Source organism: Streptomyces sp. S.PNR 29 (assembly GCF_030386795.1).
In the GTDB taxonomy this organism is placed as follows: Bacteria; Actinomycetota; Actinomycetes; order Streptomycetales; family Streptomycetaceae; genus Streptomyces.
Genome location: NZ_JANUQM010000007.1, coordinates 95,908 through 120,856 on the forward strand (window position 1 = coordinate 95,908; position 24,949 = coordinate 120,856).

At 71.9% G+C, this 24,949-nt stretch carries 20 protein-coding genes; 11 read left to right on the top strand and 9 right to left on the bottom strand.

Annotated elements, in window-relative coordinates; genetic code table 11:
- The first annotated feature begins 38 nt into the window (after window positions 1-38).
- Window positions 39-1,427, top strand: a complete 1,389-nt coding sequence (locus NW895_RS20085; RefSeq protein WP_289937119.1) for a glycoside hydrolase family 43 protein — start codon at window positions 39-41, stop codon at window positions 1,425-1,427.
- Window positions 1,428-1,434: 7 nt separating this feature from the next.
- On the opposite strand, the gene NW895_RS20090 is transcribed toward NW895_RS20085, so the two are convergent.
- The 5 genes from NW895_RS20090 to NW895_RS20110 form a co-directional block, all read right to left on the bottom strand.
- On the bottom strand, window positions 1,435-2,208 hold the full coding sequence (locus NW895_RS20090) for a helix-turn-helix domain-containing protein (RefSeq protein ID WP_289937120.1): 774 nt from the start codon (window positions 2,206-2,208) through the stop codon (window positions 1,435-1,437).
- A gap of 142 nt (window positions 2,209-2,350) precedes the next feature.
- Window positions 2,351-3,310 carry an ABC transporter substrate-binding protein gene (locus NW895_RS20095; RefSeq protein WP_289937121.1) on the bottom strand — a complete coding sequence of 320 codons (960 nt, stop codon included), beginning with the start codon at window positions 3,308-3,310 and terminating at the stop codon, window positions 2,351-2,353.
- 78 nt (window positions 3,311-3,388) lie between these two features.
- The gene (locus NW895_RS20100) at window positions 3,389-4,054 is read right to left on the bottom strand and encodes an ABC transporter permease (RefSeq protein WP_289937122.1); all 666 of its coding nucleotides are present in this window, start codon (window positions 4,052-4,054) and stop codon (window positions 3,389-3,391) included.
- Complete coding sequence (locus tag NW895_RS20105; RefSeq protein ID WP_289937123.1) at window positions 4,051-4,767, bottom strand: ABC transporter permease subunit; 717 nt, start codon at window positions 4,765-4,767, stop codon at window positions 4,051-4,053. Before NW895_RS20105 ends, NW895_RS20100 begins: the two co-directional genes overlap by 4 nt.
- Window positions 4,764-5,885, bottom strand: coding sequence for an ABC transporter ATP-binding protein (locus NW895_RS20110; RefSeq protein WP_289937124.1), 1,122 nt, complete (start codon window positions 5,883-5,885; stop codon window positions 4,764-4,766). The genes NW895_RS20105 and NW895_RS20110 overlap by 4 nt, the downstream gene beginning before the upstream one ends.
- Before the next feature lie 223 nt (window positions 5,886-6,108).
- On the opposite strand from NW895_RS20110, the gene NW895_RS20115 reads away from it, so the two are divergent.
- Both NW895_RS20115 and NW895_RS20120 read left to right on the top strand, forming a co-directional pair.
- On the top strand, window positions 6,109-6,969 hold the full coding sequence (locus NW895_RS20115) for a hypothetical protein (protein WP_289937125.1): 861 nt from the start codon (window positions 6,109-6,111) through the stop codon (window positions 6,967-6,969).
- A gap of 57 nt (window positions 6,970-7,026) precedes the next feature.
- Window positions 7,027-8,196 (top strand): DUF4037 domain-containing protein, encoded by a 1,170-nt coding sequence (locus tag NW895_RS20120; RefSeq protein WP_289937126.1) that lies wholly within the window; start codon window positions 7,027-7,029, stop codon window positions 8,194-8,196.
- On the opposite strand, the gene NW895_RS20125 is transcribed toward NW895_RS20120, so the two are convergent.
- Window positions 8,159-9,607, bottom strand: coding sequence for a HAMP domain-containing sensor histidine kinase (locus NW895_RS20125; RefSeq protein ID WP_289937127.1), 1,449 nt, complete (start codon window positions 9,605-9,607; stop codon window positions 8,159-8,161). The genes NW895_RS20120 and NW895_RS20125 overlap by 38 nt on opposite strands.
- The gene (locus NW895_RS20130; RefSeq protein ID WP_289937128.1) at window positions 9,604-10,287 is read right to left on the bottom strand and encodes a response regulator transcription factor; all 684 of its coding nucleotides are present in this window, start codon (window positions 10,285-10,287) and stop codon (window positions 9,604-9,606) included. The genes NW895_RS20125 and NW895_RS20130 overlap by 4 nt, the downstream gene beginning before the upstream one ends.
- A gap of 152 nt (window positions 10,288-10,439) precedes the next feature.
- Here NW895_RS20130 and NW895_RS20135 point away from each other — a divergent pair, with 152 nt between their 5' ends.
- The 4 genes from NW895_RS20135 (at window position 10,440) to NW895_RS20150 (ending at window position 13,299) form a co-directional block, all read left to right on the top strand.
- Window positions 10,440-11,777, top strand: coding sequence for a ferredoxin reductase family protein (locus NW895_RS20135; RefSeq protein ID WP_289937129.1), 1,338 nt, complete (start codon window positions 10,440-10,442; stop codon window positions 11,775-11,777).
- Between the two features lie 10 nt (window positions 11,778-11,787).
- A complete protein-coding gene (locus NW895_RS20140; protein ID WP_289937130.1) occupies window positions 11,788-12,225 on the top strand; it encodes an FMN-binding protein in 438 nt (145 codons plus the stop codon).
- 1 nt (window position 12,226) lies between these two features.
- Entirely contained in the window at window positions 12,227-12,955 is a 729-nt protein-coding gene (locus NW895_RS20145) for an FAD:protein FMN transferase (RefSeq protein WP_289937131.1), read from the top strand.
- Window positions 12,956-13,023: 68 nt separating this feature from the next.
- Entirely contained in the window at window positions 13,024-13,299 is a 276-nt protein-coding gene (locus tag NW895_RS20150; RefSeq protein ID WP_289937132.1) for a glutaredoxin domain-containing protein, read from the top strand.
- Between the two features lie 185 nt (window positions 13,300-13,484).
- Here the strand turns inward: NW895_RS20150 and NW895_RS20155 are convergent, their stop codons facing one another.
- Together NW895_RS20155 and NW895_RS20160 are read right to left on the bottom strand one after the other, a co-directional pair.
- Window positions 13,485-16,490, bottom strand: a complete 3,006-nt coding sequence (locus tag NW895_RS20155) for a SpoIIE family protein phosphatase (protein ID WP_289937133.1) — start codon at window positions 16,488-16,490, stop codon at window positions 13,485-13,487.
- A 136-nt stretch (window positions 16,491-16,626) separates the two neighbouring features.
- Complete coding sequence (locus NW895_RS20160; protein WP_289937134.1) at window positions 16,627-17,391, bottom strand: SIS domain-containing protein; 765 nt, start codon at window positions 17,389-17,391, stop codon at window positions 16,627-16,629.
- A 118-nt stretch (window positions 17,392-17,509) separates the two neighbouring features.
- Here NW895_RS20160 and NW895_RS20165 point away from each other — a divergent pair, with 118 nt between their 5' ends.
- The 4 genes from NW895_RS20165 to NW895_RS20180 all read left to right on the top strand — a co-directional run bounded on the left by NW895_RS20165 (window position 17,510) and on the right by NW895_RS20180 (window position 24,947).
- A complete protein-coding gene (locus tag NW895_RS20165; protein ID WP_289937135.1) occupies window positions 17,510-18,394 on the top strand; it encodes a MurR/RpiR family transcriptional regulator in 885 nt (294 codons plus the stop codon).
- A 110-nt stretch (window positions 18,395-18,504) separates the two neighbouring features.
- Window positions 18,505-22,746 (top strand): NEW3 domain-containing protein, encoded by a 4,242-nt coding sequence (locus NW895_RS20170; protein ID WP_289937136.1) that lies wholly within the window; start codon window positions 18,505-18,507, stop codon window positions 22,744-22,746.
- Complete coding sequence (locus NW895_RS20175) at window positions 22,743-23,417, top strand: peptidyl-prolyl cis-trans isomerase (protein ID WP_289937137.1); 675 nt, start codon at window positions 22,743-22,745, stop codon at window positions 23,415-23,417. The genes NW895_RS20170 and NW895_RS20175 overlap by 4 nt, the downstream gene beginning before the upstream one ends.
- A 153-nt stretch (window positions 23,418-23,570) precedes the next feature.
- The gene (locus tag NW895_RS20180; RefSeq protein WP_289937138.1) at window positions 23,571-24,947 is read left to right on the top strand and encodes a sugar ABC transporter substrate-binding protein; all 1,377 of its coding nucleotides are present in this window, start codon (window positions 23,571-23,573) and stop codon (window positions 24,945-24,947) included.
- The last annotated feature ends 2 nt before the right edge of the window (window positions 24,948-24,949 follow it).

Consider the following 24,949-nt stretch of genomic DNA (forward strand, 5'->3'; position numbering starts at 1 on the left):
GCAGGGCATCCCGCAAACGCCCACCCACTGGAGAGCATATGAACGCCAGTCCCCTCCCCTCCCGCCGTCTCTTCCTCGGCATGGCCGCGACCGTTCCGCTGGCCGCGACCGGCGCTCTGGCCCTCGGCGCCGGATCCGCCCACGCCGCCGACTCGGCGTACGTCATGTGCTACTTCACCGAGTCGCCGAACGGGCTGGGCACCGACTACGGCCTGCATCTCGCGGTCAGCACCGACGGCCTGGAGTGGATGCCCCTGAACCAGAACAACCCGGTGGTCACCCCGACCGGGGGCGCCGGGGGGCTGCGCGACCCGTTCGTCCTGCGCAAGCAGGACGGCAGCTTCGTCGTGCTGGCGACGGATCTGAAGGGCACCGACTGGACCCGGAACAGCGTCTACATCCACGTCTGGGACTCGGCCGACCTGCGTTCCTTCACCGGCTACCGGCTGCTGAAGCTGCACGACATGATCGGCACCCACAGCTGGGCGCCGGAGGCCTTCTGGGACGCCGGGCGCGGCAAGTACGGCATCCTCTACTCGTCGGTCAACAGCAGCGGCCACAACGTGATCATGGTGAGCTACACCACCGACTTCCGGACGACCGAGAGCCCCCAGGTGTTCTTCGACCCCGGCTACGACGTCATCGACGGCAACCTCACCGTCGGGGTGAACGGCGTCAACTACCTCTACTTCAAGAAGGACCAGACCCTGGTCGGCGCCAGATCCACCTCCCTGAACCCCGGCAGCTTCACACCCTTCAGCCAGCCTGCCGCGCACGGCGGCACGGAGGCCCCGACCGTGGTGAAGTCCCTGACGTCCGGCACCTGGTACCTGTGGGGCGACACCTACACCCCCAACGGCGTCTTCTACGCCTGGCAGAGCACCGACCTGTCGTCCGGCACCTGGACGGCGCTCGACCAGCGCCGCTACACCCAGCCGCTCAACTCCAAGCACTGCGGCATCCAGCCGATCACCGCCGCCCAGTACGACAACCTCGTCGCCAAGTGGGGTGCCCCCGCCTGGAACCGGCTCAAGTCCTACAACCATCCGGCCCGTTACGTCCGGCACAGCAACTACGCCGGCCGGATCGACGCGTACCCCTTCGACCCGTACACCGACTCCCAGTGGAAGCTGGTGCCGGGGCTCGCGGACTCCTCCGGCGTCTCCTTCCAGTCGGTCAACTTCCCGACCCGGTACCTGCGGCACTACAACTACGCGCTGCGGCTGGACGTCAACGACGGCACGTCGACGTTCGCCGCGGACGCGACCTTCTACCGGACCGCGGGGCTCGCCGACTCCTCCTGGTCGTCGTTCCGCTCGTACAACAACCCGACCCGCTACATACGCCACTTCGACTTCGCCCTGCGCATCGACCCCGTCTCCACGGCCACCGACCGCCAGGACGCGACCTTCCACGTCGGTTACTGACGCCCGGTCAGCCCGCCCGGACGAGGAACCGCTGGTCGGCGGCTCCGGTGCAGCGTTCCTCGAGCATGCCCTTGACCGGGCCGCCGGTCATGACCGTCAGGCACCCCTTGCCCTCCTCGGGGTGGTGCCACTGGATGCGGTACAGGCCCTCGCCGGCCGGTTCGAGATAGGTGCGCGGCACGGTGGCCCGGGCGCAGCTCAGCTGCACGGCCACGGCACTGCCGTAGGCGCCGTCGCGGTCGCGTCCGTCGGTCAGGCAGAGCTCCGGGGTGCGGGCCGGGCGGATGGTGACCCAGCCGTCGGCGGGAGAGGCGGCGGGCGGTGCGCCGGGACCGCCGGGGAGGAGTACCCAGGCGGTCAGGGCGAGCAGCGGGACCGTGACGGCTGCGCCCATCGCGTACGCGCGGCCCCTGGTCCGGCGGGGCCGCGCGTCCGCGGGTTCGCCGGCCGGTGAGCCGATCTCGGGGTCGGGGCCGAGCACCAGGCCGGGCACGGCGGCGGCCCCCGCGGCGATCCGGTCCCTGGCGTCCAGCCAGGCGCCGAGCCGCTGCCCGTCCCCACAGGCGCGGACGAACGCGGCCAGCACCTCGGGCCGCGGCAGGTTCGTCCGCCGCAGGATGTCGGCCAGGGTGCTGCGCGCCAGCACGTCACCGTTGGCGGCGGCCCGCTCCTCCAGTTCGCGATAGGTCAGCCGCGCCCGCTCCTTCAGCTGCCGCATCGACGCGACGAACCCGGCAGCGTCTGTGGCGTCGTACGGCGACAGCTCCCCCATGTTCCCCATGCGTCGTCATGCTGCTGCGGGCCCGACACCACGGTAAGGGGTCCTTTCACTGTGCCGTCCGGGTCGCGCCGGATGTACGGGCCCGCACGGGGGACGGGCCGGTACGTCCGGCGGCCACGAGGTGCCGCGGCCGGTCGCGGTCTCAGTCCAGGCCGGCCGACTTCAGCCAGGCCTTCGCGACGTCCAGCGGGTCCTTCTTCTCCAGCTGCACCTGGGCGTCCAGGTCCAGCAGCGTGGCCGTGTCGAGCTTGGCGGAGACGGCGTTCAGGGCGTCGACGCCCTTCTGGTCCAGGCCGCTCTTGTAGACCAGGGGCTGCACGTTCTGGAAGCCGAAGAGGTTCTTCGGGTCCTTGAGGACGACGAACTTCTCCTTGGTGATGGTCGGGTCGGTGGTGAAGATGTCCGCGGCCTGCACGGTGTTCTTCTTCAGCGCCTCCTGGGTGAGCGGTCCGCCCGCGTCCAGCGCCTTGAAGGACTTGAACTCCACGCCGTACACCGACTTCAGACCCACCAGACCCTGGTGCCGGGTCTGGAACTCCGGCCCGCCGCCGATGACCAGGTCCTTGGCGATGTCCTTGAGGTCGCCGATGCTCGACTCGGAGGTGAGCTTGTACTTCTTCGCGGTGGCCGCGTTGACGGTGACCGAGTCCTTGTCCTCCGCGGACGACGGCTGAAGCAGCGTCAGCTTCGGGTCCAGCTTGCCCTTGAGGGCGGACGTGGTCTCCTCGACCGTCTTCGGCGTGGCCTTGGCGTCGAGGTAGGCCAGCAGCGCCCCGTTGTACTCCGGCAGCACGGTGACGGTGCCGTTCTTCATCAGGCCGTAGGTCGTCTCCCGGCTGCCGATGTTGTGCTTGTAGGTGACCTTGACGCCCTTGGCTCTGAGCGCCTCGCCGTAGATGTCGGCCAGCAGGGTGCTCTCGGCGAAGTTGTTGGAGCCGACGACCACGGTGCCGGCCTTCGCCTTCTCTCCGGCCAGCGGGTTGTCGGAGGTGTCGTCGGAGGAGGAGCAGCCCGCGAGCAGGGCCGCCGCGGCGGTGAGCGCGACAGCCGCCGCGCCGGTGTGCCTCGTCCTGGACCAGCTGCTCTTCGCGGTAGAAGTCATCCACCGATCCAATCCAGCCGCTTCTCGGTCCGTCAACCACGGCCTGGTTACGGTTTCTTGCAGGAGTGCGCGTGGTCGTCAGCGCCTGCGCACCCCGGGGGACACCGCCAGCCGTCCCGCGGCCCAGAACACCGCGAGCGTGACCAGCGCCAGCACGGCCACCAGGGTGGCGCCGCCGACCACCTTCTCGTAGTCACGCTGGTAGAGCCCGTCCACGATGTACCGGCCGAGGCCGCCGAGGCTGACGTACGCCGCGATGGTGGCCGTCGAGACGATCTGGATGGCCGCCGAGCGCAGACCGCTGAGGATCAGCGGCAGGGCGACCGGCAGTTCGACCTGGAACAGGATCCGCGTCTCGCGCATGCCCATGCCCCGGGCGGCGTCCACCGGGGAGGGGTCGACGGAGCGCACCGCCTCATAGGTGGTCACCAGGATCGGCGGGACGGCGAGGACGACCAGCGGGATCATCACCGGCAGCAGGGTGAAGCCCATCAGGATCACGATCAGCACCAGCAGACCGAAGCTGGGCAGTGCGCGGGCCGCGGTGGCGATGAAGGCGAGCGCGTTGCCGCCCCGCCCGGTGTGCCCGGTGATCAGGCCGACGGGCAGGCCGATCGCGGCGGCGAGGGCCAGCGCCAGAGTTGAGTACTGGACGTGTTCCAGCAGGCGCTGGGGGATGCCGTCGTAGCCGTGCCAGTGGGCGCCGTCGCTGAAGAAGGCGTTCACGAAGTTCAGTACGTTCACCCGATCACCTCCTCCGGTTCGGGCATGTCCTGCCGCGCGGCGGGCTTCGGGCGGGTGCGCGTACCGCGTGGCATCCACGGCGTCAGCAGGACGCGGACCAGGACCAGTGCGGCGTCGCACAGGATGGCCAGGACGGCCGTCGTGATCACGGAGTTGACGGCCAGCTCGGGCCGGTCGTACTTCTGGGCGGCCGCCAGCAGGTTGCCGAGGGCGCCCTGGTTGCCGATGAGGGCGCCGACGCTGACCAGTGAGATGCTCGACGCGGTGGCCACCCGGAGCCCGGCGACGATCGCGGGCACGGCGATCGGCAACTGCACCTGCGCGTACCGCCGTACCGGCCCGAAGCCCATGGCCTGGGCCGCGGCCAGCGTCTCCTGCGGCACCGAGCGGACGCCGTCGACGATCGCCGGAACCAGCACCACCAGGCTGTACACGGCCAGGGGGATCATAACGGTGAGCTCGGTCTGGCCGGTGTAGTCGATGAGGACGACGAAGAAGGCCAGCGACGGGATGGCGTACAGCACGGTCGTCGCACCGAGCACGGGCGGGTACAGCCAGCGGAAGCGCACGCACAGCTGGGCGAGCGGCAGCGCGAGCAGCAGGCCGGCCAGGACCGGCAGCAGGGCCTCGCGCAGATGCAGCCCGATCAGGCCGGTGTAGCTGTGCTGGAGGTCGCTCGGGATGTCGAAGAAGTCGTGGAAGAAACCGTTCATCCGGCGACCTCGGCCTCCGTGCGTCCCGCGGCGTGGGCGCTGCGGATCGCCTCGCCGATGACCTGCTGCGAGACGACACCGGTCACCCGGCCGTCGGTGTCCACGGCGACGGCCCAGCCGGTGGGAGACAGCACGGCGCCGTCGAGTGCGGCCCGCAGCGAGTCGGTGCCGGGCACGAACGGGCGCCCGTAGGAGAGCAGTCGCTCGGTCCTGATGTCTCCGGCGGTCAGGTCCCGCGGTTCGCTCCAGCCGAGGGGTCTGCCGTCCGCGTCGGTGACCAGGAGGTAGGGGACGTCGGGCACGGCGAGTTGCTCGGCGGTGGCGTCGACGGTGACGACCGGATCCGTCGTCAGGTCCAGGCCGGCGGAGGGGAAGAAGGACAGCCGCCGGATGCCGCGGTCGGCGCCGAGGAAGTCCTCGACGAAGGCGTCCGCCGGGTCGGACAGCAGCTCGGCGGGCGGCGCGAACTGGGCGAGCCGACCGCCGGTGCGCATCACGGCGACCATCGTGCCGAGCTTGATGGCCTCGTCGATGTCGTGCGTGACGAACACGATGGTCTTGCCCAACTCGTCCTGGATGCGGAGGAGTTCGTCCTGCAGGCCCTTGCGCACCACGGGGTCGACGGCGGAGAAGGGCTCGTCCATGAGCAGCACCGGCGGATCCGCGGCGAGCGCCCGCGCCACGCCGACGCGCTGCTGCTGGCCACCGGACAGCTGGTAGGGGTAGCGCTTGGCGAGCGAGGCGTCGAGCCCCACCCGCTCCATGAGCTCCGCCGCCCGGTCCCGGGCCCGCTGCTTGCCCCAGCCGAGCATGCGGGGCACGGTGGCGATGTTGTCGACGATCGTGCGGTGCTGGAAGAGGCCGGCGTTCTGGATGACGTACCCCATGGACCGGCGCAGCGTGTGGACCGGTCGGCGCTGTATGTCCTCGCCGTCGAGGAGGATGGTGCCCTCGCTCGGCTCGACCATCCTGTTGATCATGCGCAGGGTCGTCGTCTTTCCGCAGCCCGACGGCCCGACGAGGACGGTGATCGAGCGGTCGGGTATCTCCAGCGAGAGCCGGTCGACGGCGACCGTGCCGTCCGGGTACCGCTTGGTGACTGATTCGATCCGTATCAAGACGCCGAACACCCTTCGGGTTGGCGGAAGCTTTCGGCCAGGGCCGCGCGGGCCGTTGCGGGGAGAGTCTAGACCTCTTGTGTTGCGGGGATTTTGACGGCCGAAGGGCTCGTTCACCGGATCAGAAGCCCAGGGCGGCGGAGAGAATGACGGCGCCCCACCGCTCACCCGTCTGCAGGAATCTGCAGGAATCTTTGCAGGAATCTGCAGGAAAGAGGTCGTCATGGCCCGTCGCTCCGAGCCGTCGCCGCCGCCTTTGATGCCGTCGCTCACGCTCCGCGGGCGGGGCGAGAGCCTGTGGCTCGACGCCGGGGCCGTATGGCTGCACCGGCGGGGAGTGCGTCGGCGGATAGCGATCGCGGCCGTCGAAGAGGCCCGGGTGGCGGGTCGCGGCGGCCGATCGGTCGAGGTGGCGCTGTGGGGAGCTGACGGTGTGCCGGGTCCGGTGTTCGTGGTGGAGGGCCGGGATGCCGCAGCGGCGTCCCGGCTCGTCGAGGTGATCAACCGGGCACGACCGGAGACGGGACCACCGCAGGGCGGCGCGCCCCTGGTCGACGTGCTGCCGACGGGCGGCTCGGAGGCCGGCCGGCGCAGGAAGCGGCGCACACGCATCGAGGTTCTCGGCGTGCTGGCGGTCTACGTCGCGGGTATGGCCGGGCTGGCCCTGACAGGTCATATGGGCCGGGCGATCATGTGGGCGGCCGGGGTGGGGCCGCTCGCCCTCGGCCTGCTTCTGGTCGGTATGGGGGCTGTGGCGGCTCGCCGGCGGTGGGTGCTGAGGAAGCGGGGGATCGCGGTCGTGGCACGGTTCGCCCACGGCGGTGGTCAGAAGAAGTACTTCCAGTACTCCGACCTGGAGGGCGGCACGCACAAGATCCTGGCCGACTACGCGGCGCCGGGGATCGGCGGTGACCCACAGCGCATCGAGGTCGTCTACGACCCGGAAGACCCGGACCAGGCCGTCTGCACACTGGCGGCGCGGACGCTGGTCTGGAGGACGGCCGGCATCGTCGTCTTCGGGGTGCCGATCCTGCTGCTCGGGCTGGTCATGACCGTCGGCCAGGTGGTGAGCCTGTTCTTCTGACGGCCTGGTGCGAAAAACGCTTGGCCCCGGATCGGCACGGTCGGCCACAGTGGCGGTATGAGCGTCTCCGGCGACGGGTTCCTGCCCGGTATCGAGTTGTCCAGGGTCCTGTACGAGGAGGCGGTCCGGCCGATCCTTCGTGAGCACTTCGCGGGGTTGCGGTACACGGCCGCCCGGGTGGGAAGCGGCTCCGAGGTGCTCGGCTTCGACACGGCACGGTCCGCCGATCACGAGTGGGGGCCGAGGCTGCAGCTCTTCCTCACGCCCGATGACCATGCCCGGCACGGCGAGGACATCCGCCGGAGCCTGGCGCAGCGGCTGCCGAAGCAGGTCCGTGGCTGGCCCACCCACTTCCGGGAGAGCGACGATCCGCTGGACGCGTCCGGTGTGATGGAGCGGACGGACGGCCCGGTCGACCACCGCGTCGACGTGCTGGAGCCGGCCGGATGGCTGCACCGGCAGCTGGGCCTGCGTGCGGCCACCGCCCGGCCCACGGTGCGGGAGTGGCTGGCCATGCCGCAGCAACGGCTCGCCGAGACCACGGGTGGTGCCGTCTTCCACGACGGGCTCGGCACGCTGACCGAGGTGCGGCGCGGGCTGGAGTGGTATCCGGAGCAGGTGTGGCGGTATCTGCTGGCCTGCCAGTGGCAGCGGATCTCGCAGGAGGAGGCGTTCGTCGGCCGGTGCGCGGAAGTCGGTGACGACATCGGCTCGGCGGTGGTGGCCGCCCGTCTGGTGCGGGACCTGATGCGGCTGTGCCTGCTGCTGGAGCGCCGGTACGCCCCGTACAGCAAGTGGCTCGGCAGTGCCTTCGCCCGGCTGCCGGCGGCCGGGGCGCTCGCTCCTTCGCTGCGCGGGGCCCTGGCCGCGACGGACCACGCGGCCCGGGAACGGCATCTCGGCGACGCCTACGAGGCCGTCGCCCGGCTGCAGAACGCCTCGGGGCTCATCGACCCGGTGGACCCGAAGCGCCGGCCCTACCACTCACGCCCCTTCCTGGTCCTGCGCGCCGAGCGCTTCGCCCACGCGCTGGCCCGGACCGTCGTGGAACCGGAACTGCGCCGGCTGCCGCTGGTGGGAGGCGTGGACCAGTGGGCGGACAACACCGACGTCCTCAGCCGGCCCGTCGACTGTCACGCGGCGACGGACGCATTGACCGGCGGCTGCGCGTGCGCCCCGCAGGGGCCGGTCAGCTCTCCCGCCCCCCGAGGGGCAGCGTCACCGTGAAGACCGTCGCCCCCGGCTCGCTGGCCAGGTCGATCCGGCCGCCGTGCGCGCGCACGAGGTCGTTCGCCACCGACAGGCCGAGCCCGCTGCCGCCGCGGTCGCGGCTGCGGGCCTTGTCGACGCGGTAGAAGCGGTCGAAGACCCGCTCCCGGTCGGCGGGCGGGACACCGGGGCCCGCGTCGGCGACCCGGACCTGGGCCGTGCCGGACGTGACATGGACCGTCATCGCGACGTGGGTGCCGGGCGGGGTGTGCACGGCCGCGTTGGTCAGGAGGTTGTCCAGCACCTGCCGGATGCGTTGCGGGTCCAGGCGCAGCTTCACGGCCTCGGGACCGGCCGTCACCGTCAGCGGGTGGTCCGGGCGGGCGGCCCGGAAGGCGTCGGCGGCCTGCTGCACGAGGCCCACCAGGTCCGCGTCCTCCGGGCGCAGCGGTGCCTCCACCTCGGCGGCGTCGAGGCGGGCGAGCAGCAGCAGGTCGTCCAGGAGGGCCCCCATCCGGGCGGCCTCGGCACGCAGCCGCGCCAGGTGCCTGTCCCGTTCCTCGGGGGCGTTGGCGGCCGCGTACTGGAACAGGTCGGCGTAGCCCCGCACCGACATCAGCGGGGTGCGCAGTTCATGGGAGGCGTCCGCGACGAACCTGCGGAGCCGCTGCTCGGCCTCCGCGCGCACCGCGAGCGAGTCGTCGATGTGCTCCAGCATCCTGTTGAACGCCGTGCGGAGTTCCTCCACCTCCGGGCCGCCGTCCCGGCCGTCGGCCCGCAGCGGCAGCCGCGCCTCCGACTCGGTCAGGTCGTGCGAGGCGATGCCGTGCGCGGTGTGCGCCATGTCGTTCAGCGGTTTCAGTCCGCGCTGCAGCATCCTGCGGCCGAAGATCACCAGGGCCAGCAGCGCGAGGACGAAGGTCACGACCTGGATCGTGATCAGCTGGCTGACGGTGTCCCCGATGTCCTCCATGGGGGCGGCGCTCACCAGGACCACCCCGGGCTCGACCTCGCAGGCCCGCAGCCTGTACAGGCCCGCGCCCCTGAGGTGCTCGGTGCGCAGCAGCTCCGAGTGCGCGGCGGTCTGCGCCCGGGCCAGGGCGGTGAAGTCGTCGACGTCCTTCGGCAGGTCGGCGGGGTCCTCGGGTCTGCGCAGCCGGGGCGTGCCGTCCGAGACGTCGTACACGGCGTAGAACCAGCTGTAGTACTTCTTCCCGGAGAGCGTGCCGTAGTCCGCGATGCTCTTGGACTGTGCGATCTGGGCCTGGGCCAGCTGCGTGTCGAGCTGGGCCGACAGGTAGTCCCGCATGTACGTCGTCAGGGCCGTGCCGACGACGGCGAACACGACCAGCGCGAGGGCGCCCAGGCCCAGTGCCAGCCGGGTGCCCAGGCGCATGCCGCGGTAGCTCCGCCTGAGCCGGCCGATCACTGAGCCGCCTGCCGGATCACATACCCGAAGCCGCGCACGGTCTGGATCAGCTCGGGCTCGTCGAGCTTGCGGCGCAGCCGGCTGACGACCAGCTCGACGACGTTGGAGCGGCCGCCGAAGCCGTACTCCCACACGTGGTCCAGGATCTGCGCCTTGGTGAGCACGGTCGGCGACTTGCGCATCAGGTAGCGCAGCACCTCGTACTCGGTCGGGGTGAGGTTCAGCAGCCGCTCGCCGCGCCGCACCTCACGCGTGTCCTCGTCCATCGTCAGGTCCGCCACCCGCAGCACCGACCGCTGGAAGCCGGGGCCGGCGCTGCGCCGCAGCACCGTGCGCAGCCGGGCCATGAGCTCCTCCACCGCGAAGGGCTTGACCAGGTAGTCGTCACCGCCCCGGGTCAGTCCCGCCACCCGATCGGCGACCCCGTCGCGCGCGGTGAGGAAGACCACGGGCACCATGGTTCCGGAGCGCCGCAGCCGGTCGAGCACGCCGAAGCCGTCGATGTCCGGGAGCATCAGGTCCAGCACCACGATGTCCGGGTCGAACTCGCCGGCCAGCCGCAGCGCCTCCTCGCCGGAGTTCGCGGTGACCGCCTCCCAGCCCTCGTAGCGGGCGACCGTGGCGACCAGGTCGGCGATCGGCGGGTCGTCGTCCACCACGAGGAGTCGTACTTTTTCCACCCGCTCATAGTGCGGCACGCGGCTCCCCACTCCACCCGGGGCCGCCCCCCGCGGCCGGATCGATAAGTACTTGAAAGTTGGCCGACAGGATAACGACAGCCGCCGCCAGCGAAGCTTCGACCGACCCTGACCCGATCAAGGAGCTGCTGTCCGTGACGACCGTCCAATCACCCCCCGCGCCCGCCACGGCGATACGGCCCCGGGTGGTGGCCCGCACGGGCCTGTACGCCGTACTGGCCGCGAACGCGGCCGTGGTGACCTACTTCTTCGCGCGGGCGGGGTTCGCCTCGAACGCCCTGATCGTGCTGGGCCGGCTCGCCGGACTCTACGGCGCTCTGCTCATGGCCTTCCAGCTGCTGCTGGTGGCCCGGCTGCCGTGGTTCGACCGCCGCATCGGCATGGACCGGCTGACGTCCTGGCACCGCTGGGTCGGCTTCGGTGTGCTGTGGGCCCTGCTCGCGCACGCCGTGTTCATCACCTTCGGTTACGCCCAGGCCTCCTCCATGGACCCGGTGAACCAGCTGGTCGACCTCGCCGAGACCACCGAGGGCGTCCTGCGCGCGGTCGTCGCGCTGGCGATCATCCTCGTGGTCGGTGCCGTATCCGCCCGCTACGCCCGGCGCCGCCTGGCGTACGAGACGTGGCACTTCATCCATCTGTACGCCTACGTCGCCGTGATTCTGGCCTTCACCCACCAGGTCGCGGTCGGGACGACCTTCGCCTCGTCGTCCGCGGCCAAGGCGTACTGGAACGCGCTGTGGGGCGTGTCCCTCGCCTCCGTCTTCGTGGGCCGGCTCGTCCTTCCGCTGTGGCGGAACCTGCGGCACCGGCTCCGTGTCTCGGCGGTCGTCCCGGAGAACGACAACGTCGTCTCGATCTACGTCACGGGCCGCGACCTCGACCGGTTGCCCGCACGGGCCGGCCAGTTCTTCCTGTGGCGGTTCCTGACCCGCGACCGCTGGTGGCAGGCCAACCCGTTCTCCCTGTCGATGGCGCCCGACGGCACCCAGCTCCGGCTCACCGCCAAGACCGCCGGTGACGGCACCGCCGCCCTGCGGCACCTCAAGGCCGGCACGCGCGTGTTCGCCGAGGGTCCCTACGGCGCCTTCACCGCCCTGCACCGCACCCGCCCGGACGCCCTGCTCATCGCGGGCGGCGTCGGGGTCACCCCGATCCGGGCACTGCTGGAGGAGCTGCACGGCCACGCCGTGGTCCTCTACCGTGTGGCCACCGACCGCGACGCCGTCCTCTACGACGAGCTGCGGGAGCTGGCGATCGCCAAGGGCGCGGAACTGCACCTGGTGAGCGGGCCGCCCGTCCCCGACAAGCTGGCGCCCAGCGAGCTGGCACGATGGGTGCCCGACATCGCCGACCGGGACGTCTTCCTGTGCGGTCCGCCGCCGATGATGAACGCGGTGCTGGGCAGTCTGCGGGAGCTGAACGTGCCCAGGCCGCAGATCCACTTCGAGCGTTTCAGCCTGGCGGGATGAGGTGAGCACCGTGAAACGAGCACTGCCTGTCCTGGTCCTGTCGATCGCGGGCCTGATCCCGGTCTGGCGCTACACACCGTCGACGGACACGACGACGTCGACGACCGGGGCCGCCGAGTCCGCCTCGACGCCGTCCGCGTCGTCCTCGTCGTCCTCGTCGTCCTCGTCGTCCTCGTCGGGCACATCGGGCCGGGTCGTCGCCGGCACCACCGTCGACACCGAGAAGGGCCCCGTCCAGGTCGAGGTGACCTTCGACGGCGACAAGATCACCGCCGTACGGATGCTCCAGCAGCCGAACCACCCGCAGACCGAGGCCGCCGTGCCGAAGCTGATCCAGGAGACGCTGCGGGCGCAGAGCGCCGACATCGACACCGTGTCCGGCGCGACGATCACCAGCGACGGCTACCGGGAATCGCTGCAGGCCGCGCTCGACGCGAAGGGCTCCTGAGGTGCGGCGCGTCGAGCACGTGATGGGGTTCCCGGTCTCGCTGCGGGTGGACGACGAGGACGTGCCCGAGGAGGCCGCGGACGCGGTGTTCGCCTGGCTGCGCAAGGTCGACGCGCGGTTCAGCCCCTTCAAGCCCGGCAGTGAGGTGTCCCGGTTCGACCGCGGGGAGGTGACCGACCCCAGCGCCGAGCTGCGGGAGGTCCTCGGCCTGTGCGAGGAGTACCGGGTAGCGACGGGCGGCGCGTTCGACGTGCGGCTGCCGGGGCGGGGGCTGGACCCGTGCGCGGTCGTGAAGGGCTGGTCGGTGCAGCGGGCGGCGGAGCTGCTGACGGCGGCCGGGGCCCGGCGGTTCTGCCTGAACGCCGGTGGTGACGTGGTCGCCGTCGGCGGGCCCTGGCGCGTGGGCGTACGGCACCCCGACCACGCCGACCGGCTGTGCACCGTGCTGGAGGTCACCGACGGGGCGGTCGCCACCTCCGCGCGCTACGAGCGCGGCGACCACATCATCGACGGACGCACCGGGCGCCCCTCGACCGGGCTGCTCAGCATGACGGTCGTGGCCGCGTCCCTGACCGTGGCGGACGCGGTCGCCACCGCCGCGTTCGCACTGGGCGCCGAGGGCATCGAGTGGGCCGCCGCGCGCGAGGGGTGCGAGGTGTTCGCCGTGGACGCCGGGCGACGGGTCTTCCGCACCCCGGGCCTTCCGGTGGCGGGGGCGGTGGCGACGTAGCGCCCTTCCCGCGAGGTGGCTCGTCTACGCTTGCACGGCGGCACGGCGGGAGACCTAGGGGGAGAACGATGGCCGAGGACCGGGACGGCGTGGTCGTGTACTGGCGGCCCCTGTGCGCGTTCTGCATGAAGCTGCGGTTCCGGCTGCTCTTCACTCGGCTGCGGTACACCAAGGTGAACATCTGGCGGGACCCGGAGGCGGCGTTCGTCCGCTCGGTCGCGGACGGGAACGAGACCGTGCCGACCGTGACCGTGGCCGGCCGGGCGATGGTGAACCCGTCGAAGAAGCAGCTGATGGAAGCGGTCGCCACCCACGCACCGCACCTGCTCTCCCGCACCGGCTGAGATCACGCACGACCCACGCCCCCTGCCCCGCCGGGTTGGGTCACGGCCGGGAGCCGCGCGGCCGGCCCGACTGGTCCCCGTCCCGGCCGGACAGCCGGCGGTCGCCTGACGCTTCAGCAGCGGTCCGGCAGGGACTCCAGGAAGTCGGCCGAGGTGACAAGAGGGGCGAGGGCGGGGGCCAGACCTCACGGCAGCGGCTGCTGGGTCCAGATCACCTTGCCGTCGGGTGTGTACCGGGTCCCCCAGCGATCGGTGAGCTGGGCGACGAGGAACAGGCCACGGCCGCCCTCGTCCAGGGTGCGGGCGCGGCGCAGGCGCGGGGAGGTGCTGCTGCCGTCGCACACTTCGCAGATCAGGGCGCGGTCGCGGAGCAGTCGTAGCTCGACCGGTCCGGTGGCGTGCCGGATGGCGTTGGTGACCAGTTCGCTGACGACCAGTTCGGTGGTGAAGGCCAGCTCGTCCAGGCCCCAGTCGGCCAGCTGCTCGGTGACCGCCGCACGCGCGCGGGAGACGACCGCCGGATCGCTGGGCAGGTCCCACTGGGCGACCCGGTCGGACCCCAGCGCGTGGGTACGGGCGACGAGCAGGGCCACGTCGTCGCTCGGCCGGTTCGGCAGCAGCGCGTCGAGGAGTGCCTCGCAGCTCTCCTCCGGCGACCGGCCGGGGCAGGCCAGGACGGCGCGCAACCGGTCCAGGCCGGAGTCCATGTCCCGGTGCCGGTCCTCGATCAGACCGTCGGTGTACAGCACCAGCTGGCTGCCCTCGGCCAGCTCCAGCTCCACCGTTTCGAAGGGCATCCCGCCGAGTCCGAGCGGCGGCCCGGAGGGCAGGTCGACGAACTCCACCGTTCCGTCGGGTGCGACGACCGCGGGGAAGGGGTGCCCGGCGCGGGTGAGGGTGCAGCGCCGGGACACCGGGTCGTAGACGGCGTAGAGGCAGGTGGCTCCGACGATGCCGGAGTCCGGGCTGTTCTCCGCCGCCCAGCCCTCGCCCCGGTCGAGCCGTCCGACCAGGTCGTCGAGGTGGGTGAGCAGGTCCTCCGGGGGGAGGTCGAGGGAGCAGAAGTTGTGGACGGCGGTGCGCAGCCGGCCCATGGTGGCGGCGGCGTGCAGACCGTGGCCGACGACATCGCCGACGACCAGCGCCACCCGGGCGCCGGACAGCGGGATCACGTCGAACCAGTCGCCGCCCACCCCGGCCTGCGCGGGCAGGTAGCGGTAGGCGACCTCGACGGCGCTCTGCTCGGGGCGGCCCCGGGGCAGCAGACTGCGCTGCAGGGCGAGGGCGGTGTTGTGCTCGCGCGTGTAGCGGCGGGCGTTGTCGATGCAGATCGCGGCGCGGCCGACCAGTTCCTGGGCCAGGGCCAGGTCGTCGTCCTCGAAGGGGGCGGGCTTCTCGGAGCGGTAGAAGCTCACCACGCCGAGGGTCGTGCCGCGGGCCCGCAGCGGCACCGTGATCAAGGAGTGGACGCCGGCCGCGAGCACCCGCCCGCACTGGTCGGGATCCTGGGCGATCCAGCCGCGCGCCTCGGCCAGCACGGGTTCGAGCACGCACTGCTTGCTCTCCAGGCTGCGGCCCTGCGGGGCGGACGGGGTGTACCGGACCGTCTCGCCGGCCCGCTGCAGATGGGACTCCTCGTGTACGGCGCCCAGCGCGACCCGGCGCAGCGGGGTGTCGGCGGCCTGCGGCTCGGGCTCCTCACCGTGCAGCACGGCATGGGGCAGGTCCACGGCGGCGAAGTCGGCGAACCGGGGGACGGTCACCTCCGCCAGTTCCTCCGCGGTACGGGTGACGTCCAGGGTGGTACCGATCCGCACGCCGGCGTCGTGCAACAGCTCCAGCCGCCTGCGGGCCATGACGGCGAGCCTGCCGACGCCGGGCTCGCCGACGAGCAGCAGCCTGCTCTCGGCGCCGCCGGCTGCCCAGGGTTCCGGACCGATGGGCTCGGGCTCCGCGGCCGACGGCACCGGAACGACGGTGCGCATGGCGGCGGGGTGCGGGGCGGTCGCGGGCGGGGCGGTCCCCGGCTCGGACGGAGCGGACATCGTCCTGGCGGCTTCCGGAGCGGACGGGGCCGTCTCGGACTCGGCAGCCCCCGGCACGGGCGAAGCGGACGTCGGCTCAACTGCCCCCGTCACGGGCCGAATTGTCACCGGCCGTCGGGTCAGCGGTGCGGACGGAACCGTCACCGACCGGCCGGCCGTCGGCCCGGTCGCCGTCGTCGGCCCGGTCTGCGTGACCGGCACGGCCGGTCCGGCCTGTTGCAGGCGCGGGCCGCCGAGGACCCGGGCCTCGACGGCCACGCCTGTCTCACCCGCCGCTCCCGTGACCGGGCGGCGCAGCAGAAGCGCCGTCCGGCCCCCGGGCAGGGCGACCTCGTCGAGGGTCAGGTGCGGGGAGGCGATGAGTTCCTCGGCCTTCTCCCGCAGTACCGCCAGCTCGATCCGCCCGAGGTCGCCGCCGTTCGGGCCGGTCCCGTGGCCCGGGCGCCCGGGCTGCGGAGGCGAGCCGGCCGCGTCACCGCCGGAGCGCCGGTACGCGACGAGCAGCGCCCGTTCCCGTGCGGTCGCCTGCTCCAGCATCCGTGCCTCGATGTCGCGGGCGGCCCGGCGGACCAGCCGCAGCATCGCGGGGTCGCCATCGCCGCGCAGGCAGGTGAGGTCCAGGACGGCCTCGATGCGCCCGCTCAGCGGATCGCGGACGGGCGCGCCCGCGCAGGCGAACGGCTGCAGGCAGTCGGCGAAGTGCTCACGGCCGGCGACGTAGACGGGGCCGCGCTCGGCCAGCGCGGTGCCGACGCCGTTGGTGCCCACGGCCTGCTCGGAAGCGTCGAATCCGGGGGCGAACCGTACCTCGTCGAGGCGTGCGCGCAGCTGTCGGTCACCGCCCAGCCGCCGGACCATGCGGCCTTGGGCATCGCAGAGCACGACCGTCATGCTCAGCTCGGCGAGCGAGGCGGTGAGGTCCTCCAGAACGGGGTCGGCCGCGCGCAGGAACCGGTCGTCCAGCGCCAGGTCGGAGGTGTACGGCACCTCGACGCGGTGCGGTTCGAGCCCTGCGTACCGGCACCGCTTCCAGGAGTCGAGCACCGGCCCTCGGAGCTCCGGGCCGACAGGAGCCCCGGCCAGAAAACGTTCGTGGGCATCGACGAGACCGCCGATGCCGTCCCAGGAGACGGACAACGGGATCACTTCCCTCACCCGGAGGCGGCCCGGTCGCGAGCCGCCGTTCGACTCGCCGATCGAGGGGGGCCTCCAAGCGACCCACCCTAATCCTTGTGACGCACATCACAAAATGGACAGGATCGCCGCCCCGGTCACATGACAGTCAGGAGGCGGTCCGCCGGATCCGTCCGGCATACCGCTTCTCCAGCTCCAGGTTGCTCTCGAACCCGCCGGGCACATTGGCCGAGACGTACACGGGCGGCCGTTCGCCGGAGGCGAGGAGCTGCGCGGCGGCTTCGGCGACCGTCATCTGCGCCAGCATCACACCGGTGAGCGTGGACAGGGCGCACACGGAGCCGCCGCCGGGGAGTTGGAGCAGGGCGTCACCGCGCGGCGCCGCGTTGTCGAGGACGACGTCGGCCAGGTCGGCGAGCTTCTTGCCGCTGGGATGACCGGCCGGCACGGCACGGGTGTGGGTGAGCGAGGTGATGGCCAGGATGCGGTGGCCGTGCGCCTTGGCGTGCAGGGCCATCTCCACGATCACGTTGTTGACGCCGGAGTTGGAGATGACGACGAAGAGGTCCTGGGGGCGCGGTGCGGCGAGTTCGTAGATCCGCTCGGCGACACCGGGCTTGCGCTCCAGCAGCGGGTCGTCGAGGACGGCGGGGGAATCACCGCCGTACAGGACGAGATCGGCGATGCTGAGGCGGTTGGTGGGCACCAAACCCCCGGCTCGGCCCGCGAGTTCGAGGACGATCGCCTGGGAGTGCCCGGTGCCGAAGGCCTGGACGACACCGTCCGACCGCACACAGTCGGCGATCAGCTCGGCGGCACGCGCCACCTCGTCGCGGCCGGACTCGGTGACGTGACGCAGGACGGACAGGCTCTCGTGCGCGAACTCCTGGGCGCTCACAGACTCGACGGACACGCGGCACTCCCCACTGGTGGATTGAACCACCTCACACGTCTATTCTGTGAATCACTCAATCACATGACGGTCCTGGTATTCAATCTGTGGACGTAACGGTGGCTGGTACCTTCTTTGCATGCCCCCGACAGACGTCACCGCTCTGATCCGCACCGAGCTGCCCCGGCTGGCCGGTTCCCTGCGCAAGGTCGGCGAGCTGATCCTGGAGGATCCGGCCGCCGTCACCCACTGCTCGGCCGCCGAACTGGGCCGCCGCACCGGGACCTCGCAGGCGACGGTGACCCGATTCTGCCGGGCCATAGGGCTCGACTCCTACCAGCACCTGCTGATCGAGCTGGCCCAGGAACGCGGCCGCGGCGAGGTCTCCGACTGGGGCACCGCCGAGATCGGCCCGGACATCTCCCCCGACGACAGCCTGGAGCGGGTCGTACAGGTCGTCGGCACCGCCGATCTGCGCGCGGTGCAGCAGACCATCGACCGGATAGACCTCGACGCGATCGAGCGCGCCGCCCAGGCCATGGCCCGGGCCCGCCGTATCGACGTCTACGGCGTCGGCGGCAGCGGAGCCGTGGCGCAGGAGACCGAGACCAGGCTGTTCCGGATCGGCTGCGCGGTGCGCGGCTGGACCGAGGTGCACGCCGCGGCCACCTCGGCCGCCCTGCTCACCCCGGCGGACGTCGCCATCGGCATCTCGCACTCCGGGGCCACCCGCGAGACCATCGAACCCTTCGAGCTGGCCAAGCAGCGCGGAGCCACCACCATCGCGCTCACCGCCGACCCGCGCTCCCCGCTCGCCAAGGCCGCGGACATCCGGCTGATCTCCTCCACCTCCGAGACCAGCTTCCCCACCGGCATCATCGGCGCCCGGCACTCCGTCCTGGTCCTCATCGACTGCCTCTACGTCCGGGTCGCCCAGCTGTCCTACCAGCGTGCGAGCGCCTCGCTGGCGCTGACCGACCACATCGCCAGGCAGCACGCGGTGAAGTCCCGCCGCAGCCGGTGAGCACGGCCGGGATTGCATGGATGAACCACCAGCGATACATGAAGATGGTTGTTTGAACCAACCGCCGGTGCCAGGATGGGGCTCCCCCCGAGCACTCCGGTAGGAGCCCCATGCGCGTCACCTCTGTCGAGTCGACCGAGCTCTTCGTCGGTACCGCCGAGCATCCGCACCAGGTGGTGGCCGCCGAGATCAGCCATCTCCCCGGCCGGACGGTCCACCTCTCCGCCGAGGGCCCGGGCATCCGCGGCGCCGGGGAGACGTTCGCCACCGTGGGCGACGACGGCACCGTGCGTGCCGAGATACCCGTGACGACCGACGGCCTCGCCCCGGGTGACCGGCGCGAGATCACGGTCACCGCCGTCGACGGGGAGCACACGGCCCGTCACACCGCCGAGTTCACGGTGGCCGAGCCCGGCTGGACCATGTTCATGGTCAGCCACTTCCACTACGACCCCGTCTGGTGGAACACCCAGGCCGCCTACACCGAGACCTGGGACGTCGCCGACGACCCCGCCACGACGGGTCTGCCGGCCCGCACCTTCGACTCGCGCGGCCAGTCCGGCATGAGCCTCGTCCGCGCCCACTGCGACCTGGCCCGCCGCGACCCGGCGTACACCTTCGTGCTGGCGGAGGTCGACTACCTCAAGCCGTACTGGGACGCCTTCCCGGAAGAGCGCGCCTTCCTGCGCCAGCTGATCCGCACCGGCCGTGTCGAGATCATGGGCGGCACCTACAACGAGCCCAACACCAACCTCACCGGCGCCGAGGCGACCGTACGCAACGCGCTGTACGGCGACGGCTTCCAGCGCGGGATCATCGGGGCGTCGCCCGAGACGGCGTGGCAGCTGGACGCCTTCGGGCACGATCCGCAGTTCCCGGGGCTGATGGCGGACGCGGGGGTCACGTCCAGTTCGTGGGCGCGCGGGCCGTTCCACCAGTGGGGGCCGACCCTGTCCGTGTTCGGCGAGGAGCCGAGGGACCCCAACCGGATGCAGTTCCCGGCCGAGTTCAGCTGGATCGCCCCCTCCGGACGCGGGCTGCTGACCGCGTACATGGTCAACCACTACGGCGCGGGCTGGGCGATCGACAACGCGCCGACCCTGCCGGAGGCCGAGGCGGCGGCGTTCAAGCTGTTCAAGGGGCTGAAGCAGGTCGCGCTCACCCGCAACGTGCTGCTCCCGGTCGGCGGGGACTACGCGCCGCCGTGCCGCTGGGTGATGGACATCCACCGGGACTGGAACGCCCGGTACGTCTGGCCCCGCTTCATCAGCGCGGTCCCGCGCGACTTCTTCGCCGCCGTACGCGCACAGCTCGACGCGGAAGGCCGCAAGGCCTCGCCGCAGACGCGGGACATGAACCCGGTCTACACCGGCAAGGACGTCTCCTACATCGACACCAAGCAGGCCCAGCGGTACGGCGAGGCGCTGCTCGCCGACGCCGAGGCCTGGGCGACGCTCGCCTCCCTCGTCACCGGGCACCCCTATCCGGACGCGGCGCTCGACAAGGCCTGGCGGCAGCTGATCTACGGCGCCCACCACGACGCCATCACCGGCTCCGAGTCCGACCAGGTCTACATCGACCTGATGACGGGCTGGCGGGAGCTGTACGACCTCGCCGAGACCGTGCACGCCGACGCCACCCAGGCCCTCGCCGACCACGTCACCCCCTTCCCCGGCGACTCCCCCGACCTCGTCGTCCTCAACTCCACGACCTGGCAGCGGCAGGACGTGCTCACCGTCGAGGACCCGGGCCTCCTCCCCCTCGACGACACGGGACTGCCGCTGCCCGCCGTGCGCGAGGACGGCACGCTGCGCGTGGTCGTGCCCCAGGTGCCCGGCATGGGGCTCAGGGCCCTGCCGCTCGCCGAAGGGACCGCCTCCGGGTGGACGCCGGCCGAGGGCACCACCATCCGCAACGAGTTCTACGAGGTGACGGTCGACCCCGCGCGCGGCGGCGGCGTCAGCAGTCTGCGCGCGCTCACCGAGGACGGCCGCGAGCTGCTGCGCCCCGGTGACATCGGCAACGAACTCGTCGTCCAGGAGGAGTACCCGAGGCACCCGCGCTTCGGCGAGGGCCCCTGGCACCTCACCCCGACCGGCACCACCGTCGCCCGCGGCCGGGACGTGACCGCCGAGGTACGTGTCGAGCGGTCCGGGGCCGGCTCCCGCATCACCGTCACCGCCGACCTCGGGGTCTTCCGCTACACCCAGCGGCTCACCCTCCTCCAGGGCGTCGACCGGCTCGACGTCTCCACCACCATCGACGGCTACGACGGCGCCGACCGGCTCATCCGGGTCCGCTGGCCGTCCTCGGTGCAGGGCGGGCTGCCGGTGCACGAGGTGGCCGACGCCGTGATCGGCCGCGGGTTCGGGTTCGTGGAGGTGGACAGCGAGCAGTTCCCGTGGACGCTGGACAACCCGGCGAACACGTGGTTCGGGCTGGGCTCCACCGCGCGGGTAGCGGTCCACGACGACACGGGCCGGTTCCTCGGCCACCGGTCGATCGGCGTCGCCGAGCTGGTGTACGCCTCCTGGGACGACGCCGGTGAGCTGGGCACCGCGCTCGCGGCGGCCCTCGTCCGCGTCGGCGTCACCGCCACCTCGACCCTCGCCGACGGCCCCCGCTACGGCGATCTGGAGGTCGACTCCAACCTCCCCGACATCCGTATCGCCGTCGGCGGCCCCGACCGCAACGCCGTGGTCGCCGAGGCGCTGAGCTGGGACCCGGCCGCGGGGCGGGAGTTCCGGCGCCAGCTGGACGGGCGGGGCGTGGCGGCCGTGTGGGTCGCGCCGCGCGCCTCACTGCGCGAGGAGTGGGTGCCGGGGGCCGACCTGCGGGACCTCGAACGGCTGCCGCTGCTGGTGGTGGCGGGCGCCCACGCCGAGGACGACGCGAAGGCGGTCGACGCGCTGATCGCCGACCTGGACGACGCGACCGTCACGGCCACGGCGGCCGGCGGCGGCGAGGCCCTGCCGCCCGGCGACGCCTGGGACGGTCACAGCTTCGCCCTCCTCAACCGGGGCACGCCCGGCTGTGTGGTCACCGCCTCCGGCGACCTCTACATGTCCCTGATGCGCTCCTGCACCGGCTGGCCGTCCGGCGTCTGGGTCGACCCGCCCCGCCGCACCGCGCCCGACGGCTCGGCGTTCCAGCTCCAGCGCTGGTCCCACACCTTCGACTACGCCGTGGTCGCGGGCGAGGGCGACTGGCGCCGGCTGCGGCTGCCCGCGCGCGGCCACGAGTACAACCACCCGCTCACCGCCCGGCTGCGCGCCTCCGGCGAGGCCGCGCTGCTGCCCCGCAAGGCGGCCCTGCTGGAGCTGGAGCCCGCCGGCGAGGTCCTGCTCGACGCCCTCAAGCCGCTCGGCTCCCCGCTCGCCCGGGGCAGCGTGGCCCCCGCGGACCCGGGGCGCGGGGTCGTCGTACGGATGCACGAGGTGAACGGCCGGCCGGTACGGGCGCGGGTGCACGGGCCACGGGAGTGGACCGAGGGCGCCCGCGCGGACGTCCTGGAGAGAGCCGGGGAGCCGTTGACACCGGACGGCGCGGGCGTGCTGGAGATCGGCCTGACCGGATTCGAGGTCGGCACGGTCCTGGCCACTCCCGCCGCCGGCCCCCAGGCCCGCCCGGCCCCCGGCGTGGCCGCCCACGAGCCGGCACAACCCGTCCCCACCCGCTACTGGCTGCACAACTCCGGCCCCGCCCCGCGCGGCAACATGCCCGTGGCCGTGTACCTCTCCCCCACCACGCTCACCGCCTCGGGCCCCGTCACCGCCACCGTCCGGGTCGGCTCGGAGCTCACCGACGCGCCCGTGTCGGGCACCGTGCGCCTGCACGTGCCGCCGGGCTGGTCCGCCGAGCCCGCCGAGCTGCCGTACGCGCTGGGCCCGGGCGGATTCACCCTCACCGAGATCACGGTGACACCGCCGCCCGACGCGTCGCCCGGCCGGCACTGGCTCGCGGCCCGGCTGACGTACGGCGGGCAGACCTACGAGGACGTCGTCGCCCTCGACGTGCCGGGCGGGACCGCCGGGCCGAGCCTCCTGACCCACCTGGAGACGGAGCACGTCACCGTGGGCAGGGGCGAGCGGGTCCGGGTCCCGGTGAGCCTGTGCAACACCACCGGGGGCCCGGTCGGCGGCACCCTGTGGGCCGTGTCGTCCTGGGGCACCTGGCCGGGCGTCCAGCCGGGCTGCCAGGGGTTCACGGTGCCCGCTGGTGAGCGGCTGGAGTGCGTGATCGAGGTGGACGGCTCGGCGGTGCCACCGGGCTCGTACTGGCTGATGGCGAAGGTCGCCTGGCACGGGTGCGTCGCCTACACGGAGGCCGTCACCCTGGAGGTGACGCCTTGACGGAGCACACGGCCGCGGTACATCAGAGTGCCCCCGGGCCCACCCGGACCGATCACGCGGCCCTGGTGCACGGGGAGGCGGTCCCGCGGGAGCGCGTGGACGCCCTGCTTCGGGTGGTGCCGCCCCGTGACCGGGAGACCCGTCCGGACGCCCTCGCCCGTGCCGAGCGGCAGCGGCGGCGCTGGGCGACCCAGGTGGTGGTCGCCGACGAGCTCGCCCGGCGGGCCTGCGCGGACCGGGGGCTGGAGCCGGGGGACGAGGTGGCGGCGGCCCGTGTGCTCGCGGTGGCCGAGACGGACGTCGCCGGCCTCGGCAGCATCGTCGCGGTGACGCTGGCCCACTCCCCGGCCGCGCGCGCCCTGCTGGCCGCCCTGGAGGGCGAGCAGGACGTCTCCGAGGACGCGGCACGGGACTACTACGTCCGCAACCGGGACCGCTTTCTCACACCTGCCGCGCTGCGGCGCGGTGCCGATCCGTTCGGCGCCGCGGCGGAGGAGGACTTCCTGCCGTACGAGCGGGTCCGCGAACCCATCGCGCGGGAGCTGCGGCGGGCAGCGGGGCGGCGGGCCTTCGTCGACTGGCTGGACCAGGCCCGTGCCGGTGTCGTCTACGCTCCCGGGCACGAGCATCCCGGCGACCCCGCCCATCCGGACCACGAACACCGGCACTGATCGGCGCCGTGATCAGCGTTTTGATCACGGCCGGAACCGAAACGCAACACGGCAACCCATTGACCTCCGATGAATTCTGGTCCACCTTTTCATCAATCCAAGTCGAACTTGGTTCATTGAACCAGCGGCTGGCTGGTCACCAGGAGGGCAGCGATGCGCGCTAGAAGACTGACCGGATCCATAGTGGGCCTCGTCGCCCTGTCGCTGACGGCCGCCGGCTGCGGCCTCTCCGGCGGCGACTCGGGCGGCGGGGAGGCCACCGCCGGCGCTTGCAAGGTCGACAAGGCCAACGTCGGGTCCGGCAAGCTCTCCGGCGACGTGAAGGGCAAGATCACCTTCCAGACCACCAACCTGAAGAAGGACTTCGGCGGGTTCTTCAACGGAGTCATCAAGGCCTTCGAGAAGGCCCACCCCGGCGCCCAGGTCAAGTGGATCGACGACCCCGGCGACAACACCTTCACCCAGCGCACCGTCGCGGACGCACAGGCCTGTACGTTGCCGGACGTCATCAACGTCAACGCCCCGACAGCGAGCGCCCTCACCAAGGCCGGCTACCTGCTCGACCTGAGCGTGAAGGACCCGGACGTCGCGAAGCCGTTCGTCCCGTCGTTCTGGAAGTCCGCCACCTTCAAGGACGCCTCCGGGAAGGCGATCCACACCACGCTCCCCTGGTACACCGGCGGCGTCCTGCTGACGTACAACAAGGACCTGCTGAAGAAGGCCGGCATCGACCCGGCGAAGCCGCCGACGACGTTGTTCGGACTGTTCGCCGACTACCAGAAGATCGCCAAGGCGGGCAAGGGCAAGTTCTACGCGACGATGGCCAACCCGATCTGGCGCATCCCGTCCGACTTCGACCAGATGAACATCAAGATCCTCTCGGCGGACGGCAAGTCGGCCGTGTTCGCCGACGATCCGCGCACCACCCAGTGGGTCGCCTGGATGGCGAAGCTGTACAAGGAAGGCGCGATGCCGAAGGACTCGCTGTCCTCCAGCAACGACCCCTCCACGCTCTACAGCCAGGGCAAGGTCGCCTACGGCTCGACGAACCCGAGCTTCGTGCGGTTCGTGAAGCAGAACAGCCCGTCGATCTACGCCAAGACGGCCGTCGGCCAGCAGCCCTACGACGCGCTCGGCCGCGCCTCCGCCGGTGCCCCGCAGTACATCTCGGTCGCCGCGACCAGCAAGAACGCCCCCACGGCGCTGGCGTTCGCCGAGTTCCTCACCAACGCCGAGAACCAGACGGCCTGGTGCAAGGACCCCAACGTGGTGATCTTCCCGACCACCTCGGCCTCGCTGGAAGACCCGTTCTTCCAGAACGTGAAAGGTGACGATCCCTTCTCGCAGGCCCGCAAGCTCGTCGCCGACCAGCTCAAGACGGCCGACACCAACCAGACCAACCTCTCCCCGGCCGTGCAGAACGCCATCGTGAGCCAGGTGCAGCTGGCCATGCAGGGCAAGAAGAGCCCCGAGCAGGCCGTGAAGGACGCCCAGGAGAAGGCCAACGAGCTGCTGAAGCAGGGCAGCTGACC

Bases quoted from the DNA above. Each gene is read 5' to 3' on its own strand.
- NW895_RS20085 (WP_289937119.1), top strand. From the start codon at position 39: ATGAACGCCAGTCCCCTCCCCTCCCGCCGTCTCTTCCTCGGCATGGCC.
- NW895_RS20090 (WP_289937120.1), bottom strand. From the start codon at position 2,208: ATGGGGAACATGGGGGAGCTGTCGCCGTACGACGCCACAGACGCTGCC.
- NW895_RS20095 (WP_289937121.1), bottom strand. From the start codon at position 3,310: ATGACTTCTACCGCGAAGAGCAGCTGGTCCAGGACGAGGCACACCGGC.
- NW895_RS20105 (WP_289937123.1), bottom strand. From the start codon at position 4,767: ATGAACGGTTTCTTCCACGACTTCTTCGACATCCCGAGCGACCTCCAG.
- NW895_RS20115 (WP_289937125.1), top strand. From the start codon at position 6,109: ATGGCCCGTCGCTCCGAGCCGTCGCCGCCGCCTTTGATGCCGTCGCTC.
- NW895_RS20120 (WP_289937126.1), top strand. From the start codon at position 7,027: ATGAGCGTCTCCGGCGACGGGTTCCTGCCCGGTATCGAGTTGTCCAGG.
- NW895_RS20150 (WP_289937132.1), top strand. From the start codon at position 13,024: ATGGCCGAGGACCGGGACGGCGTGGTCGTGTACTGGCGGCCCCTGTGC.
- NW895_RS20165 (WP_289937135.1), top strand. From the start codon at position 17,510: ATGCCCCCGACAGACGTCACCGCTCTGATCCGCACCGAGCTGCCCCGG.
- NW895_RS20170 (WP_289937136.1), top strand. From the start codon at position 18,505: ATGCGCGTCACCTCTGTCGAGTCGACCGAGCTCTTCGTCGGTACCGCC.
- NW895_RS20180 (WP_289937138.1), top strand. From the start codon at position 23,571: ATGCGCGCTAGAAGACTGACCGGATCCATAGTGGGCCTCGTCGCCCTG.